Origin of the sequence: Kosakonia sp. S42, assembly GCF_016624785.1 — a bacterium.
Lineage (GTDB): Bacteria > Pseudomonadota > Gammaproteobacteria > Enterobacterales > Enterobacteriaceae > Kosakonia > Kosakonia cowanii.
In genome coordinates, this window is the sequence record NZ_JACVTW010000018.1 from 65,012 (window position 1) to 80,155 (window position 15,144).

Here is a 15,144-nt window from a genome sequence, read left to right on the forward strand (position 1 = left end):
CTACTGACTATTTGGGCAAAAAAGTTGCGTCATTTTCCCCTGCCTGCCCAGCGGCGAGATAACGGTGACGTTGATGCTGACACATCCTTCTGTTGTTGTCTGCCCCCGTGAAACCTGCCAGCCCGAAGGGAGCGGCGTCGCGTGAGGTTGAGCTTGCTGCCATGCATAGCGCCAGAGCTGTCGCCACTGGCTGGCGGTGGAAAACCCGGCGGACAGCGCGCGATGATACCCGCCAAGGGCGGTGACCACCATCACCATTAGCACCATCGCCAGCAGGACTTCCGTCAGGCTGAAGCCCCGCTCCCGGTTCAGGGAAGTTGACATAATGCGTTCTCCGTAAGCGGGCAGAAATCGCTCCAGCCGTGGGGAGAGAAGCGAACCTGCTCACCCTCTACCCGCCCCAGCCGCCATAATGCCGCTTCTGCGCTGGCGGCGATCAGCAAAGCGGAGCCGTCGGCAAAAATACGCAGACAGCTTCGCACGCCCTCTGCATCAGGCTGCAGGCATTGCAGCGCAGGCTCTGCTGGCCATCGCCTGTGCCGCGCCGCCTCCATCGCCGATGAGACTTCTGCAGTTCGGCGTATCCCTTGCCCTTCACGATTGACCCGCCAGATATGGCTGGTTAGCTGCTGGCTAAGGCCGTTGAGCATCAGGCTACCCAGCAGCAGCAACAGAAGCACCAGCGCCAGGGAGGATACGCCGCGCTGCCGATTCACAGGTTATACCCGGTGACGGTTAGCTCGCCGCTCACCATTTTCTCAGCAGCGCCCGGCAGGCTGGCGGCAAGCTGGATCGTGAGCTGCGGCGACAAACCTGCCGTCTGCCGTTGGGTTACGCTAAAGCGCTCGACGTGCATCTGCGCCGGATCGGTGACTTTCTCCCACCCTCGCCCGGTGCAGGAGGTCGCACCGCGTAGCGTTTCCAGCGCGCCGTTTTGCAGGCGAAAGGCCGTTTGTTCCGCCTCATGATTGGGTGCGCTCTCCCAGCGACCATTGCTGTTGGCATCCCACTGCGCAATGACGCACTCCCCTTTGGCGCTGATAAAAAGCGGCTGACCATTACAGCTACCGTTGCAGTAACCCGCGCGCTGCAGGTGTTTAGCGACCGCCCGCAGCCTCTGCCAGAGGTCATCCTCGATAGTCTGCAGCCGGGTGTGCTGCATAAGGGCAATCTGTAGACCCGGCAGAAAGCGGGCGGAGGCAAGCAGCAGCACGCTACCGATGGCCATTGCCAACAGCGTCTCCAGTAAGGAAAAACCACGCTGAGCGTTTAACATGCACTACCCTCTCCAGGCTGACACATTCTGATCCTTCCCCATGCAGAGACCACCACCCGCCACTCACCGGCGCTACTGCGCAGGCGGATGTGCCCCGGCCAGGCGGTATTGCGTAAACCATAAAAGCCGAGCGACGGCGTAACATCAGCCAGTGCAACGTCCGGCCAGGCCGGGCGCATCATTAACGCCTGCTGCGCTGAGCACCGCGCCGCCGGTGCGTTAAGCAAGCACCACTGCTCGCCCTCCCGCACGCTGTAAACAACCTGCGACTGGTTATGCCAGTTGGCCTCCTCCCGCAAGCGCTCAAGGAAATGGCGCGCCTGCAGGGCGGTTTGCCACAGCCGCTGCTGCGCTTGCCAGCTCTGCCAGCCGGAAATCCCCGCTGCGCTGAGAATGACAATCAGCGCCACAGCAACGAGGGTTTCAATCAGTGTAAAGCCATCTTCTTTTTTCATGGCGGCAGTCTGTCGCCGGGAGAAAAATTCGTCGAGGAGCAAAAGGCAGGTTTACGAGGCGTTACGCAAGGAAAAAAGAGGATTGCAATGGGTTACATAAAGCCTGGAAGCTGTGCCGAAAAAGCGATTTGCAGGCAAAAAAAACCGGCACGTTAGCGCGCCGGTTGTGTCAGGCTGAGCGAGGTCAGATAGCAACCGGCGCTTTGATCGCAGGGTGCGGATCGTAGCCTTCGATTTCGAAGTCTTCGAAGCGGTAATCAAACAGCGAAGCGGGTTTACGTTTGATAACCAGTTTCGGCAACGCGCGCGGCTCGCGGCTCAGTTGCAGGTGCGTCTGCTCAAGGTGGTTGCTGTAGAGGTGCGTATCGCCACCGGTCCAGACAAAGTCACCCGGCTCAAGATCACACTGCTGCGCCATCATATGCACCAGCAACGCGTAGCTGGCGATATTGAACGGCAGGCCGAGGAAGACGTCGCACGAACGCTGGTAGAGCTGGCAAGAGAGCTTGCCGTCTGCCACATAGAACTGGAAAAAAGCGTGGCACGGGGCCAGTGCCATTTTATCCAGTTCGCCAACGTTCCACGCCGAAACGATAATGCGGCGCGAGTCCGGATCGTTTTTCAACTGCTCAATGACCGTTGAAATCTGATCGATATGGCGGCCGTCCGGCGTCGGCCAGGCGCGCCACTGTTTGCCGTAGACCGGACCCAGATCGCCATTTTCATCGGCCCATTCGTCCCAGATAGAGACCTTGTTCTCACGCAGGTAGGCAATATTGGTATCGCCCTGCAGGAACCACAGCAGCTCATGAATAATTGAACGCAAATGGCAGCGCTTGGTGGTCACCAGCGGGAAGCCGTCCTGCAGATTAAAACGCATCTGATGGCCAAAAATAGACAGCGTGCCTGTCCCGGTGCGGTCATTTTTCGGGGTGCCTTCGTTAAGCACCTTTTGCATCAACTCTAAATACTGTTTCATGGTTCCTCAGGAAACGTGTTGCGGCGAACGATGGCGGTACGCCCAGATCATCATGATGGCGCCTGCAATAATCATCGGAATGGAGAGGATCTGCCCCATGCTGATGTACTGCACCCACTCGCCGGTAAACTGGGCGTCGGGCTGGCGGAAAAACTCAACGATGATACGGAACGCGCCGTAGCCAATCAGGAACAGGCCGGAGACCGCGCCGGTCGGGCGAGGTTTACGGATAAAGAGGTTAAGAATGATAAACAGCACCACGCCTTCCAGCGCCAGTTCATAGAGCTGGGACATGTGGCGCGGCAGAACGCCGTAGGTATCAAAAATCGATTGCCACTCCGGATGAGAAGGCAGCAGCGCCATATCTTCCGCACGCGAGCCAGGGAACAGCATGGTGTATTTGAAGGAGGGATCGACACGGCCCCAGAGCTCGCCGTTAATAAAGTTACCCAGGCGACCGGCACCGAGGCCAAACGGGATCAGCGGCGCGATAAAGTCGGCGACCTGGAAGAAGCTGCGTTTGGTGCGTTTAGCAAAGATGATCATCACCACGATCACGCCGATTAAGCCGCCGTGGAAGGACATGCCGCCGTCCCATACTCGGAAGAGATAGAGCGGATCGTCGAGGAAGAGCGGGAAATTGTAGAACAGCACGTAGCCGAGACGACCACCGAGGAACACCCCGAGGAAGCCTGCGTAGAGCAGGTTTTCAACTTCGTTTTTGGTCCAGCCGCTGTTCGGGCGGTTAGCCCGGCGGGTTGCCAGCCACATAGCGAAAACAAAACCGACCAGATACATCAGACCGTACCAGTGCAGGGATACGGGTCCGATGGAGAAAATCACCGGATCAAAATCCGGAAAATGCAGATAGCCACTGTTCATCTGTCACCACAACTTGTTGTTATTCCGCCGAAAGTGGACAGCGGTACACCGACGCGGTCGCGCCTGGCGGCCGCTCCAAAGCTGCGAATCATAGCATAAGGCACACCAGGCAGGTTGCCGCTATGTTGTAAAAGTTATGTATAAACGAAACGGCTGAAGGCGGAGGTTCTGCGCAGAGCCCTTGCCGGATGGCGCTGCGCTTATCCGGCCTACGAACGGCAAAGCACGGTGCGTAGCCTCTACCGGATCGCACTGCGCTTATCCCGCCTACGAAAGGCAAAGCCCGGTGCGCAACCTCTGCCGGATGGCGCTGCGCTTATCCGGCCTACGAAAGGCTAAGCCCGGTGCGCGGCCTCTGCCGGATGGCGCTGCGCTTATCCGGCCTACTAAAGGCTAACCCCGGTGCGCAACCTCCGCCGGATGGCGCTGCGCTTATCCGGCCTACGAAAGGCAAAGCACGGTGCGTAACTTTTGCCGGATGGCGCTGCGCTTATCCGGCTTACAAAACAATGCTTATGCGGCCACCGAAGAAGGTCTGCCCTGGTAGGCCTGATAAGGCGAAGCCGCCATCAGGCATATTGCCCACAGAGCCGAAAGGCCGGCTATGTGGGAATAATAAACCGTCGCTTAAATTCCGCCGCGGATCAGCCCGCCGAGGCCGCGCCGCTCCATAAAGGCGGCAATCTGGTGGCGCACTTCGGTTGTCAGTTGGGACTCCAGCGCACGCTGTGCCAGCGCCTGAACCTCTTCGCAATCAATGCGGCGCAGCAAATATTTGATACGCGCCACCGAGCGACCATTCATGGAAAGATGCCGGTAGCCCATACCAATCAGCAGCGCGACACACATCGGATCGCCGGCCATTTCTCCGCATAAACAGAGATCGATCCCCAGCCGTTCAGCTTCGCCTGAAATCATCGCCAGCGCGCGCAGCACCGCCGGGTGCAGGCTGTCGTACATATTCGCTACGCGGGTATTGTTACGATCGACAGCAAGAATGTATTGGGTTAAGTCATTAGTGCCGACAGAGATAAAATCGACACGGTTAACCAGGTGCGACAGCATAAACACCATCGAGGGCACTTCCAGCATCACGCCGATGCGCGGTTTCGGGATGGCATAACCGATCATCTCTTCCACTTCCCGCCCGGCACGCTCAATCAGCCTGCGCGCCTCATCCACCTCATCAATGCTGGTGATCATCGGCAGCAGGATGCTGAGGTTGCCAGTCGCGGCGTTTGCCCGCAGCATTGCGCGCACCTGGATCAGAAAGATCTCCGGCTGATCGAGGGTAATACGAATGCCGCGCCAGCCAAGGCAGGGGTTCTCTTCGCTTATCGGCATATAGGGCAGCTGCTTGTCGGCGCCGACATCCAGCGTACGCAGCGTCACCGGCTTGTCGTTGAACATCTGCAACATGCCCTGATACTGCGCTACCTGCTCCTCTTCGGAGGGGAAACCGCTTTGCAACATAAAGGGAATTTCGGTGCGGTAGAGCCCAATGCCGTCGATTCGCTTGCCCAGCTTCTCTTCGTGGGCAGGGCTTAACCCGGCGTTGAGCATCACTTTAACCCGCTCGCCGCTGCTTAAGCGGGCTTCGAGGTTAACGTCATCTTCGGCAAGACGGCTTAACTCATTCTCTTCCGTGATGAGACGCTGGTACTCCTGCAGCAGTACCGGTTCAGGATCGACCAGCAGCTCACCACGATAACCATCGACGATCAGCGTCCGCCGATGCAGTGCTGAAGGCTGAATATCAGCGCCCATAACCGTAGGAATGCCCAGCGCGCGCACCATAATCGCGGCATGGGAGTTGGAGGCGCCATCGCGTACCACCACGCCCGCCAGCCTGTCATGGGGCAACTCGGCAAGCGTCGTTGCAGAGAGTTCGTCTGCCACCAGCACGAAGCGTTCCGGCCAGCTATTCGGCCCCTGAATATTGTCATCGAGATGGAACAGCAGGCGCTGGCCGAGGGCGCGCAGATCGCCCGCGCGCTCTTTCAGATAACCATCACTGAGGGCGGCAAACTGCGCGGCAAAGCTCTCAATAACGGTTTTTACCGCCCACTCGGCGACCACACCGCGATCGACCTCTTCAAACAGCTCGCGGCGAAGACGCGCATCGGAGAGCAGGTGCGAATAGAGGTCAAAGATCGCCGCCGTCTCTTTTTGCGCGCCGGCAGAGAAACGTTTGCTGTAGCGACGAAACTCATTCGCCGCCTCTTCCAGCGCGGTCGTTAACCTTTCCCGCTCAAGGGAGGTATCCAGCGTTGAAGCCGGGTAAACCTGCTCCATCAACGGCAGCGTTTGATCCATCCACCCTTCGGCAATCGCCACGCCGGACGAGGCCGGCAGCGCACGAATACGGGTCTGACGATACTGGCCAAACAGGGCGGTTAGCTGAGACTGGGAAAGAATACCCGCCATCTGGGTGGCGAGGGTAACAAGGAAGGACTCTTCGCTCTCATCGTACTGGCGAATTTCGCGCTGCTGCACCACCAGCACGCCAAGCAGCTGGCGGCGCTGAATAATTGGCACCCCAAGAAAAGCGCGAAAACGCTCCTCTTTCACCGAGGGGATAAATTTAAAGCTGGGGTGCTTTTGCGCGTCGGCAAGGTTGATAGGCTCCGCCAGCCTGCCTACCAGGCCGACGATACCTTGATCGAATGCGAGCGTAACAGTGCGGCCGCGCGGCTTTTTCAAACCGCGCGTCGCCATTAGATAGAAACAGCGCCTGTCGTGATCTGCGAGATAGACCGAACATACTTCGGTTTCCATCGCCAGACAAACGTCGGTAACCAGTATCTCCAGCGCTTCGTTAAGACGTGGCGCGCTGGCAACTTTCTCAACAATCTCTCGCAGTCGGGTGAGCATAATGTGGGTGGCTTAACCTCGTTTCCGTCGCCAGGCAGGCGCGCTTTGCGGCTTCACAGGGGTCTCCTGAAGCGCCAGCACAGCGGCTGCAAACTCTTTCATCACCCGCCGGTAGACGTCGCGTTTAAACGACACGACCTGGCGAACAGGATACCAGTAGCTCACCCAACGCCAGCCATCAAACTCGGGTGTACTGCTGGTTTGCATATTGATATCGCTGTCGTTGCTCATCAACTGCAAAAGAAACCATTTCTGTTTCTGGCCGATGCAAACCGGCTTTGTGTCCCAACGCACCAAACGTTTCGGTAACTTGTAACGCAACCAGTTACGGGTAGAAGCAAGGATACGAACATCTTTACGACTTAAGCCCACTTCCTCGAACAGCTCCCGGTACATGGCCTGCTCCGGAGATTCTCCAGGATTGATTCCCCCCTGGGGAAACTGCCATGAGTGCTGTCCGAAGCGTTTGGCCCACATGACCTGACCCTGTCGATTACAGATTACGATTCCCACATTTGGGCGGTAGCCATCGTCATCAATCACCGGACTACCTCAAAATAAACCTGAATAAAGCGATTGTTTCACACTCCCGGAAAACGGTAAACCACTCTATGACAGGGAGATAAACGAATAACAATTGAATAACTCACAGTTATCATCACACTTATAAACAGACCCGCATCACGCCGAGGGGTTTTATTCACCTTTTCTGTGGATAGAGTTGTGAAGAAGTATGGAATTACCCAGGGAAAACCCAGAGTAGTCTGAATAACGGCTTAAGATGCGCAAAAAATTACTCTCCGTAATTCATTGGTTTAGTGCATCGAAAACCCCTTTCCGCTGCCGTTTTGTGACGATCATCACGCTTAGGATCCTGGCGTTGATGAAAGATCGAGCAGAGCCGAATTTATCCACAGATTATGCCACTAAGTTAGGCACATTTTGTGCAAAAATTCGATTTTGCTCCCGCGTCAAGGCTGTAAATGGAAACAGTAGTCGTGGTTATTCCCACTTATCCCACTTTTCTGTGGATAACAGGGTGTAAGATCCTGTTCATTGTCAGTGACCAGATTTGGAAAACCTCGCGACCTGTTGCGCAACACGCAAAGCGCTCTGCTAAATTAGCTTATAAATCATTACATTGCTCTTTTTCCCTGAACACGATAAACTTCTGCCGTGCGGTGGAAAACTGCTGTCTATTTTTTAACCAAAAGGTTTTAGCATGTGTGTAATCGCCCCCCTCACCTCTCCGCCAGAAACCGAAGCGCAACTGCTGGCGCAGGCGCAGCGGCTGGCAGGCTATACGTTAGGCGAGCTGGCTGAACTGGCCGGCATGCCGACGCCGCGCGATCTGAAGCGCGATAAAGGGTGGATCGGCGTGCTGCTCGAGCGCTGGCTGGGAGCGAGCGCAGGCAGTAAGCCGGAGCAGGATTTTGCGGCGCTGGGCGTGGAGCTGAAAACCATCCCGATAGATCCGCTGGGCGGTCCACTGGAAACCACCTTTGTCTGCGTGGCACCGCAGACCGGCAACACAGGCGTGGTGTGGGAAACCAGCCATGTCCGCCATAAGCTTAAGCGCGTCCTGTGGGTACCTGTCGAAGGATCGCGCACCATTACCCTTGCTGAGCGTCGGGTAGGATCGCCGTTGCTCTGGAGCCCGGACGCCGATGAGGAGCAGCAGTTACGCCAGGACTGGGAAGAGTTAATGGATCTGATTGTGCTCGGCCAGGTCACGCGCATTACCGCCCGTCATGGTGAAGTGCTGCAACTGCGCCCGAAAGCGGCCAACAGTAAAGCGTTAACCGAAGCTATCGGCGAGCACGGCGAGCCGATTCTGACCCTGCCGCGCGGTTTTTATCTGAAAAAGAACTTTACCCGTGCGCTGCTTGCGCGCCATTTCGCGTTATCGACCTAGTCTGTTTTAGCCACTAAACCACCGCGTTTCGCTGCGCAACAACGCGCGCCTGCGCTTAAGGAAACGCCCTCGTCTTATAGAGACGTAATCGGCGGTTTGCGCCCTCTCAGCAATAATTTTCAGATAATCCCGCTTTTTCATCGCATAAGGGCACGTTATTACTACACTTCTGTGAGGAAAAGCCGAGAGGACACGAACGATGAAGAAGTGGGCAGTGATTATTTCCGCGGTCGGGCTGGCATGCGCGGTCAGCGGTTGCAGCAGCGATTATGTGATGTCGACCAAAGACGGCAGAATGATTCTGACGGACGGTAAGCCGCAGATTGATGATGACACCGGGCTGGTGAGCTATCACGATCAGCAGGGCAACAAAATGCAGATTAACCGCGATGACGTATCCCAGATTATTGAGCGTTAAAAATTCCCTATAAAGGTCAGTAACCTGCTGGCCTTTAATCCATTTTTTCCTTTCCCTTTTGCTTCCCCTCTGCCATGGTTATATTCCTTTGTCAGCTCAACTGACGTGGCATGTTTGTTTAAGGAAGCCGGCTATGCACTATCACCGTATCCCCCACAGTTCGCTTGAAATAAGCACCCTCGGGCTGGGCACAATGACGTTTGGTGAACAAAACAGCGAAGCCGACGCCCATGCACAGCTTGATTACGCGGTCAGCCAGGGCATTAACCTGATTGATGTCGCAGAGATGTACCCCGTCCCTCCGCGCCCGGAAACCCAGGGCCTGACGGAAACCTACGTCGGCAACTGGCTGGCGAAACGCAACAACCGAGAAAAACTGGTTATCGCCTCGAAAGTGAGCGGCCCGAGCCGCAACAGCGATAGCGGCATTCGCCCGAACCAGGCACTCGATCGCAAAAATATCCGCGCCGCGCTTGATGAGAGCCTCAAGCGCCTGCAAACCGATTATCTCGATCTCTACCAGGTTCACTGGCCGCAGCGCCAGACCAACTGCTTTGGCAAGCTGGGCTACAGCTGGGTTGAGAGCGCGCCGGTCATCACCTTACTGGAAACGCTGGAAGCACTTACTGAGTGCCAGCGCGCCGGTAAAATCCGCTATATCGGCGTCTCGAACGAAACGGCATTTGGCGTGATGCGTTACCTGCAACTGGCGGAGAAGCACGAGCTGCCGCGCATTGTGACGATCCAGAATCCCTACAGCTTGCTGAACCGCAGCTTCGAGGTGGGTCTGGCGGAAGTGAGCCAGTATGAGGGCGTTGAACTGCTGGCCTACTCCTGCCTGGCGTTTGGTACGCTGACGGGCAAATACCTGAACGGGGCGAAACCGGCTGGCGCACGCAACACGCTGTTCAGCCGCTTTACCCGTTACAGCAGCGAGCAGTCACAAAAAGCGGTAGCGGCCTATGTCGATATTGCGAAACGGCACAATCTCGATCCGGCGCAGATGGCGCTGGCCTTCGTGCGCCGTCAGCCCTTCGTCGCCAGCACCCTGCTGGGCGCGACGACGATGGAGCAGCTGAAAACGAACGTTGAGAGCCTGCATCTGGAGTTGAGCGATGAGGTGATCGCGGAGATCGAGGCGGTGCATCAGGTCTACACCTACCCCGCTCCGTAAAACTTACCGGCGGCGCTGCCAGATCCACAGCGCCGCAATCGCCAGCGCAAACAGCACACCAAACCCGATACCGGTGCCCACCACCGGCACGCCCACTTTGATGGCCAGTGAGTAAAGCCCCAGCATCAGCAGCATGGCGGTGTTTTCACCTAGGTTCTGCACGGCAATGGCGTTGCCCGCACCGACAGACTCCTTGCCAATCGCCTGCAACAGCGCGTTGAGCGGCACCACGAAGAAACCGCCGAGCACGCCAATCAGCATCAGCACGCCATAAGCAGGCAGCAGAGCGTGTTGCAGCGAGAAGATCACCACGGCGATACCAATCAGCACCCCGGCCGGCATACAGCGGGAGACCTTCTCCAGCGTCACCAGCTTCGCCGCCAGCCCGGCACCCACTACAATGCCGACGGCAACCATCGCGTTGAGGTAGGTTGGCGTGGCGTTATCCGTCAGGCCGAGCGCGACCGGCACCCACAGCACCAGCAGGAAACGCAGCGTCACGCCCGCGCCCCAGAAGAGGCTGGTACCCACCAGCGAGAAGCGGGTTTCCCCGTTCTGCCACAGGCTTTTACAGGCGCTGAAGAAGCTGGCGGTCATCGGCCCAAAGCGCCACGAGCGCCCAGGGCGCGCCGCAGGCAGTTTCGGGATCATCAGGTTAGCCACCACCGCCCCGGCGTAGACCAGCGCACAGACGCCAACCGCCGCCAGCACATGCCAGTCGGCCAGCACGCCGCCCGCTACCGAGCCGATCAGGATCGCGGCAATGGTCGATGACTCCATCAGGCCATTCGCCTTCACCAGCTTATCGCCGGTGGTGATCTCGCCGAGAATGCCATACTTCGCCGGGGAGTAGGCCGCTGCGCCAATGCCCACCAGCAGGTAACCCACAAACGGGTTAACCTCTACGCAGATGCTCGCCGCGCCCAGCAGTTTCAGGGCGTTGGCAACCATCATCACGCGCCCTTTGGCAAAGCTGTCAGCCACCTGGCCGACAAACGGTGCGAAAAGAATGTAAGCGCCCACAAACACCATTTGCAGAACGGGCTGGCTCCAGTCGGGGTAAAACTCCGCTTTCAGCAGCGCCAGCGTGGCAAAGAGCAGTGCGTTATCGCCAAATGCCGAGAGAAACTGGGCGGCAATCACCGCCATCATTCCTCGCGATAAGAGCGGCGAGTTAGCGCTTACTGACTCATGCGTGTTCGGTTTCTGCCTCATCCACCACTCCTTTCAGGGTCACGAAATCGGGCTTGCCGCTGCCAAGCACCGGCAGCTGTTTCAGGAAACGGATATCACGCGGGACAGCCAGCTCCGGTACGCCCTGCGCACGCGCCTGCTGTTGCAGCTTGTCGCGCGTCAGTTCGCTATCGGTAGTGAACATCACCAGCGCCTCGCCTTTGCTGGCATCGCTTTTCACCACGGTGGCGTGCATTTTCTCCGGCGAAACGGCCTGCGCCAGCTGCTCTACCATCTCCAGCGAGATCATCTCGCCGGCAATCTTGGCGAAGCGTTTTGCACGCCCCTGGATCTGCACAAAGCCCTGCTCGTCGAAGCGCACGATATCACCGGTGTCATACCAGCCCGGCTCCATCTCGCCGTTAATGTTTTCCGCCATTGGCGCTTCCAGCACGCCGGGGTTTTCCACCCGCAGATAGCCGGTCATGATGTTTGGCCCTTTCAGTTGCAGGCGGCCGCCCTCTTCAATGCCCGGCACCGCCATTAAGCGTGCGTCCATGCCCGGCAGGATGCGCCCGACGGTGCCCGGTTTCGCCGCCATCGGTACGTTGATGGAGACCACCGGCGCGCATTCGGTCACGCCGTAGCCTTCAAGGATGCGCAAGCCAAACTTGTCCTGCCAGATCTGGCGGGTGCTCTCCTGCAATTTCTCCGCCCCGGCAACCACATAACGCAGGCGGTAAAAATCATACGGGTTAGCGAAGCGGGCGTAATGACCAAGGAAGGTCGATGTGCCAAACAGCACCGTGCAGTTACGGTCATAGACCAGCTCCGGCACAATGCGGTAATGCAGCGGGCTCGGGTAGAGGAAGACCTGCGCACCGGTAAACAGCGGCGTCAGCAGGCCAACCGTCAGGCCGAAGGAGTGGAAAAGCGGCAGCGCCGACATAAAGCGGTCATTGGCGGTGAAATCGGCAATGGTGCGGATCTGCTCGACGTTCGCCAGCAGGCTCTTATGGCTGTGCACCACCCCTTTCGGGTTGCCCTCGGAGCCAGAGGTAAAGAGGACCAGCGCCGGATCTTCCGGTTTCTGCTCCACCTGCGCGCGGTGCGGCATCAGCAGATGGCGGAAAATCCACAGCTTATCTTCAAAGGTGACATCCCCTTTCAGATCTTCGAGATAGACCCAGCGCACCTGGGTGAGTTGCTCCGGCAGATGCCACAGCTTGCCCTTATCCATAAAGGTGCGTGAGGTGAAGATGGTTTTGATTTGCGCCGCGGTAATCGCGCTGCTCATCCCTTTCACCCCGGCGGTGTAGTTCATCATCGCCGGAATGCGCCCGCGCGCAATGGCACCAAAGATCACCGCCGCGCTGATGCCGGCGTTCGGCAACATCAGGCCGATTTTCTCGCCCTGCGCGCTGTATTTATCGAGAATGCGCGCCACAAACAGAGTTTTGGTCAGCAGCTTGCGGTAGCTGTCCGGCGTAAAGTTGATATCTTCCACGCAGGGCTTGCTGGCACCGTAACGGTACTGGGCGCTGAGCAACGCTTCGAACAGCGTTTCGCGCGGGCGCACCGCCATGCGGGCTTCCATCATAATCTGGTGCAGCATTTCGCCGGCAATCTTGCGGCGATCACGCGCGCGCGGCGCATCCGGCATCGGCAGCTGCGTCGGCGGCAGAATATGCAGGGTAATGCGCGGGAAGAGACGCTGTTTAACCAGCCCTTTCAGGCGGCTGAAGAAGGTCAGCTCCGCGCCGTCAATGCGCAGCGGGATCACCGTCGCACCGGATTTCGCGGCGACAAAACCGGCCCCTTCATAAATCTTCATCAGCGAGCCGGACACGGAGATGCGCCCTTCCGGGAAAATCACCACCGGGCGGCCTTCGCCAATCAGGCGAACCAGATGTTTAACTGACATGGGCTTGGTCGGGTCGAGAGGGACAAAATCGATGATTTTGCTGACCCAGCGCATATACCACTGCTCGCTAATTGAGGTGTAGACCGCAAAGACCGGACGCCCGGGAAGGAACAGCGCCAGTAAAATGCCATCAATAAATGAGACATGATTGGGGGTGATTAATACCCGGTCGCCGTTTAAAGGCGCGGTATCGCCGGTCAGCTGTACACGGAACAAGACGCGAAACAGGCCGCGGAAAAAGCCCAGTAGCATTTCAACTCCTTTTGCCAGTCATTGAGGCATGTGATTCAGAGTCTGGCAGATTACATGAGAAGTGCGGAGGGATAAAACGCAGGCAAAAAAAAACCTGCGCGTCCGCGCAGGTTGGTGCAATCAATAAGTACGAAAAGCGTACTGAATAAATCACCAATCAATACCTCTGGGACGTCGATTGTCGCCTGCGCCTGGTTGCGCTACCAGCGGGAAAAAGCAAGAGAATGAGCCGAAGTGAAACGAGGTGTGTCGATTAGCGATTACTGTTACACGGCAGGATAAAAAAAACCTGCGCATCTGCGCAGGTCGGTGTAAGTCGAGTGTGCAACGTAGGGTTGCGCTCACCTATCAATACCTCTGGGATGAACAGAGTCGCACGGTCGGGCCGCCGACAACCAGCGGTCAATCGAAACAGGCTTTCGCAAAGTGTAAGTAAAGGTTCTCAGTGTGTGCATTTGCAACGCCGCGCATGTAACGTTTTCACGATGCGCGCCGCGCTGGCTCACGTTTGCAAAGAGTGGTACACGCGCCGCCTTGAACAGACGCCCCTTTTCCGTAACACTAACTGCAGTGTAAACGCTTACCCAGGAAGGTAGAGAATGGCGACGATTAAAGACGTTGCGCGGCTGGCCGGGGTCTCGGTTGCGACGGTGTCGCGCGTGATCAACAGCTCACCGAAAGCCAGTGAAAACTCGCGCCAGGCGGTACAGAGCGCGATGGATTCGCTTAATTACCACCCGAACGCCAACGCCCGCGCGCTGGCGCAACAATCGACCGAGTCGGTGGGGCTGGTGGTGAGCGACGTATCGGATCCCTTTTTCGGCGCGATGGTGAAAGCCGTTGAGCAGGTCGCCTCCGCCACCGGCAACTTTCTGCTGATTGGCAACGGCTACCACGTAGAAGAGAAAGAGCGTAAAGCGATTGAGCAGCTGATTCGCCACCGCTGCGCCGCGCTGGTGGTGCACGCAAAGGTGGTGCCGGACGAAGAGCTGGCGTCGCTGATGAGGCAGATCCCCGGTATGGTGCTGATTAACCGCATTCTGCCCGGCTTCGAGCAGCGCTGTGTGGCGCTGGATGACCGCTACGGCGCCTGGCTGGCGACGCGCCATCTGATCCAGCAGGGCCATACGCGCATTGGCTATCTCTGCTCCAACCATGAGATCTCCGACGCCGACGACCGCCTGCAGGGCTATTACGATGCGCTGAAAGAGAATGGTCTGCCGTGCAACGACAGGCTGGTGACCTTCGCCGAGCCGGACGAGAGCGGCGGCGAGCAGGCGATGACCGAGCTGCTCGGGCGCGGGCGCAATTTTACCGCCGTGGCTTGTTACAACGACTCAATGGCCGCAGGTGCCATGGGCGTGCTGAACGATAACGGGATTGATGTGCCGCGCGAGATTTCGCTGATTGGCTTCGATGATGTGCTGGTGTCGCGCTATGTCCGCCCACGGCTGACCACCGTGCGTTATCCGATCGTGACGATGGCGACCCAGGCCGCCGAGCTGGCGCTGGCGCTGGCGGAAAACCGCCCGCTGCCGGAGATCACCCATCTCTTTAACCCGACGCTGGTGCGCCGTCATTCAGTGATTGCGCCGCCGGAGAGTTGATCGCAGCGGAGCTGCTGAAACTGCCGGAACCACGTAGGCCGGATAAGCGTTAGCGCCATCCGGCATTATCACCGCGGCACCGATTGCCGGATGGCGGCTGCGCCTTATCCGGCCTACCAAAACGAGCCTACAGCGACACCTTCCTTGCGTTTACCTCAGAGCTTACAGCGAGGGGGTTGTGTCCCCGCTGAAATCGGCGAACCGAAGCGTGAATG

Annotated in this window: 14 protein-coding genes; 4 read left to right on the plus strand and 10 right to left on the minus strand. The window is 57.9% G+C overall.

Annotation, left to right across the window (positions count from 1 at the left end; all coding sequences use genetic code 11):
- The 8 genes from IAE50_RS17925 to rppH all read right to left on the minus strand — a co-directional run bounded on the left by IAE50_RS17925 (nucleotide 1) and on the right by rppH (nucleotide 7,009).
- Entirely contained in the window at nucleotides 1-324 is a 324-nt protein-coding gene (locus IAE50_RS17925) for a prepilin-type N-terminal cleavage/methylation domain-containing protein (protein WP_042713398.1), read from the minus strand.
- On the minus strand, nucleotides 309-716 hold the full coding sequence (locus tag IAE50_RS17930) for a DUF2509 family protein (protein ID WP_200135187.1): 408 nt from the start codon (nucleotides 714-716) through the stop codon (nucleotides 309-311). The genes IAE50_RS17925 and IAE50_RS17930 overlap by 16 nt, the downstream gene beginning before the upstream one ends.
- Nucleotides 713-1,276, minus strand: a complete 564-nt coding sequence (locus IAE50_RS17935) for a prepilin peptidase-dependent protein (protein ID WP_200135186.1) — start codon at nucleotides 1,274-1,276, stop codon at nucleotides 713-715. The genes IAE50_RS17930 and IAE50_RS17935 overlap by 4 nt, the downstream gene beginning before the upstream one ends.
- Nucleotides 1,270-1,731 carry a prepilin peptidase-dependent protein gene (locus tag IAE50_RS17940; protein ID WP_094421924.1) on the minus strand — a complete coding sequence of 154 codons (462 nt, stop codon included), beginning with the start codon at nucleotides 1,729-1,731 and terminating at the stop codon, nucleotides 1,270-1,272. The genes IAE50_RS17935 and IAE50_RS17940 overlap by 7 nt, the downstream gene beginning before the upstream one ends.
- A 184-nt stretch (nucleotides 1,732-1,915) precedes the next feature.
- Nucleotides 1,916-2,710 carry a thymidylate synthase gene (gene thyA / locus IAE50_RS17945; protein WP_042713402.1) on the minus strand — a complete coding sequence of 265 codons (795 nt, stop codon included), beginning with the start codon at nucleotides 2,708-2,710 and terminating at the stop codon, nucleotides 1,916-1,918.
- A 6-nt stretch (nucleotides 2,711-2,716) separates the two neighbouring features.
- Nucleotides 2,717-3,592 carry a prolipoprotein diacylglyceryl transferase gene (gene lgt, locus IAE50_RS17950; protein ID WP_042713403.1) on the minus strand — a complete coding sequence of 292 codons (876 nt, stop codon included), beginning with the start codon at nucleotides 3,590-3,592 and terminating at the stop codon, nucleotides 2,717-2,719.
- A gap of 627 nt (nucleotides 3,593-4,219) precedes the next feature.
- Entirely contained in the window at nucleotides 4,220-6,466 is a 2,247-nt protein-coding gene (gene ptsP / locus IAE50_RS17955) for a phosphoenolpyruvate--protein phosphotransferase (RefSeq protein ID WP_023481129.1), read from the minus strand.
- Nucleotides 6,467-6,478: 12 nt separating this feature from the next.
- Entirely contained in the window at nucleotides 6,479-7,009 is a 531-nt protein-coding gene (rppH, locus tag IAE50_RS17960; RefSeq protein ID WP_034813806.1) for an RNA pyrophosphohydrolase, read from the minus strand.
- A 679-nt stretch (nucleotides 7,010-7,688) separates the two neighbouring features.
- On the opposite strand from rppH, the gene mutH reads away from it, so the two are divergent.
- The 3 genes from mutH (at nucleotide 7,689) to IAE50_RS17975 (ending at nucleotide 9,973) form a co-directional block, all read left to right on the plus strand.
- Nucleotides 7,689-8,381 (plus strand): DNA mismatch repair endonuclease MutH, encoded by a 693-nt coding sequence (gene mutH / locus IAE50_RS17965; RefSeq protein WP_200580866.1) that lies wholly within the window; start codon nucleotides 7,689-7,691, stop codon nucleotides 8,379-8,381.
- 199 nt (nucleotides 8,382-8,580) lie between these two features.
- Nucleotides 8,581-8,799, plus strand: coding sequence for a YgdI/YgdR family lipoprotein (locus tag IAE50_RS17970; RefSeq protein ID WP_023481134.1), 219 nt, complete (start codon nucleotides 8,581-8,583; stop codon nucleotides 8,797-8,799).
- Between the two features lie 133 nt (nucleotides 8,800-8,932).
- Nucleotides 8,933-9,973: an NADP(H)-dependent aldo-keto reductase gene (locus tag IAE50_RS17975; RefSeq protein ID WP_094421930.1), complete on the plus strand. Its 1,041-nt coding sequence runs from the start codon at nucleotides 8,933-8,935 to the stop codon at nucleotides 9,971-9,973.
- Nucleotides 9,974-9,976: 3 nt separating this feature from the next.
- Here the strand turns inward: IAE50_RS17975 and lplT are convergent, their stop codons facing one another.
- Together lplT and aas are read right to left on the minus strand one after the other, a co-directional pair.
- Entirely contained in the window at nucleotides 9,977-11,188 is a 1,212-nt protein-coding gene (gene lplT, locus IAE50_RS17980; protein ID WP_200580867.1) for a lysophospholipid transporter LplT, read from the minus strand.
- On the minus strand, nucleotides 11,163-13,322 hold the full coding sequence (aas, locus tag IAE50_RS17985; RefSeq protein ID WP_054803759.1) for a bifunctional acyl-ACP--phospholipid O-acyltransferase/long-chain-fatty-acid--ACP ligase: 2,160 nt from the start codon (nucleotides 13,320-13,322) through the stop codon (nucleotides 11,163-11,165). The genes lplT and aas overlap by 26 nt, the downstream gene beginning before the upstream one ends.
- Before the next feature lie 599 nt (nucleotides 13,323-13,921).
- On the opposite strand from aas, the gene galR reads away from it, so the two are divergent.
- A complete protein-coding gene (gene galR / locus IAE50_RS17990; protein ID WP_200580868.1) occupies nucleotides 13,922-14,929 on the plus strand; it encodes an HTH-type transcriptional regulator GalR in 1,008 nt (335 codons plus the stop codon).
- The last annotated feature ends 215 nt before the right edge of the window (nucleotides 14,930-15,144 follow it).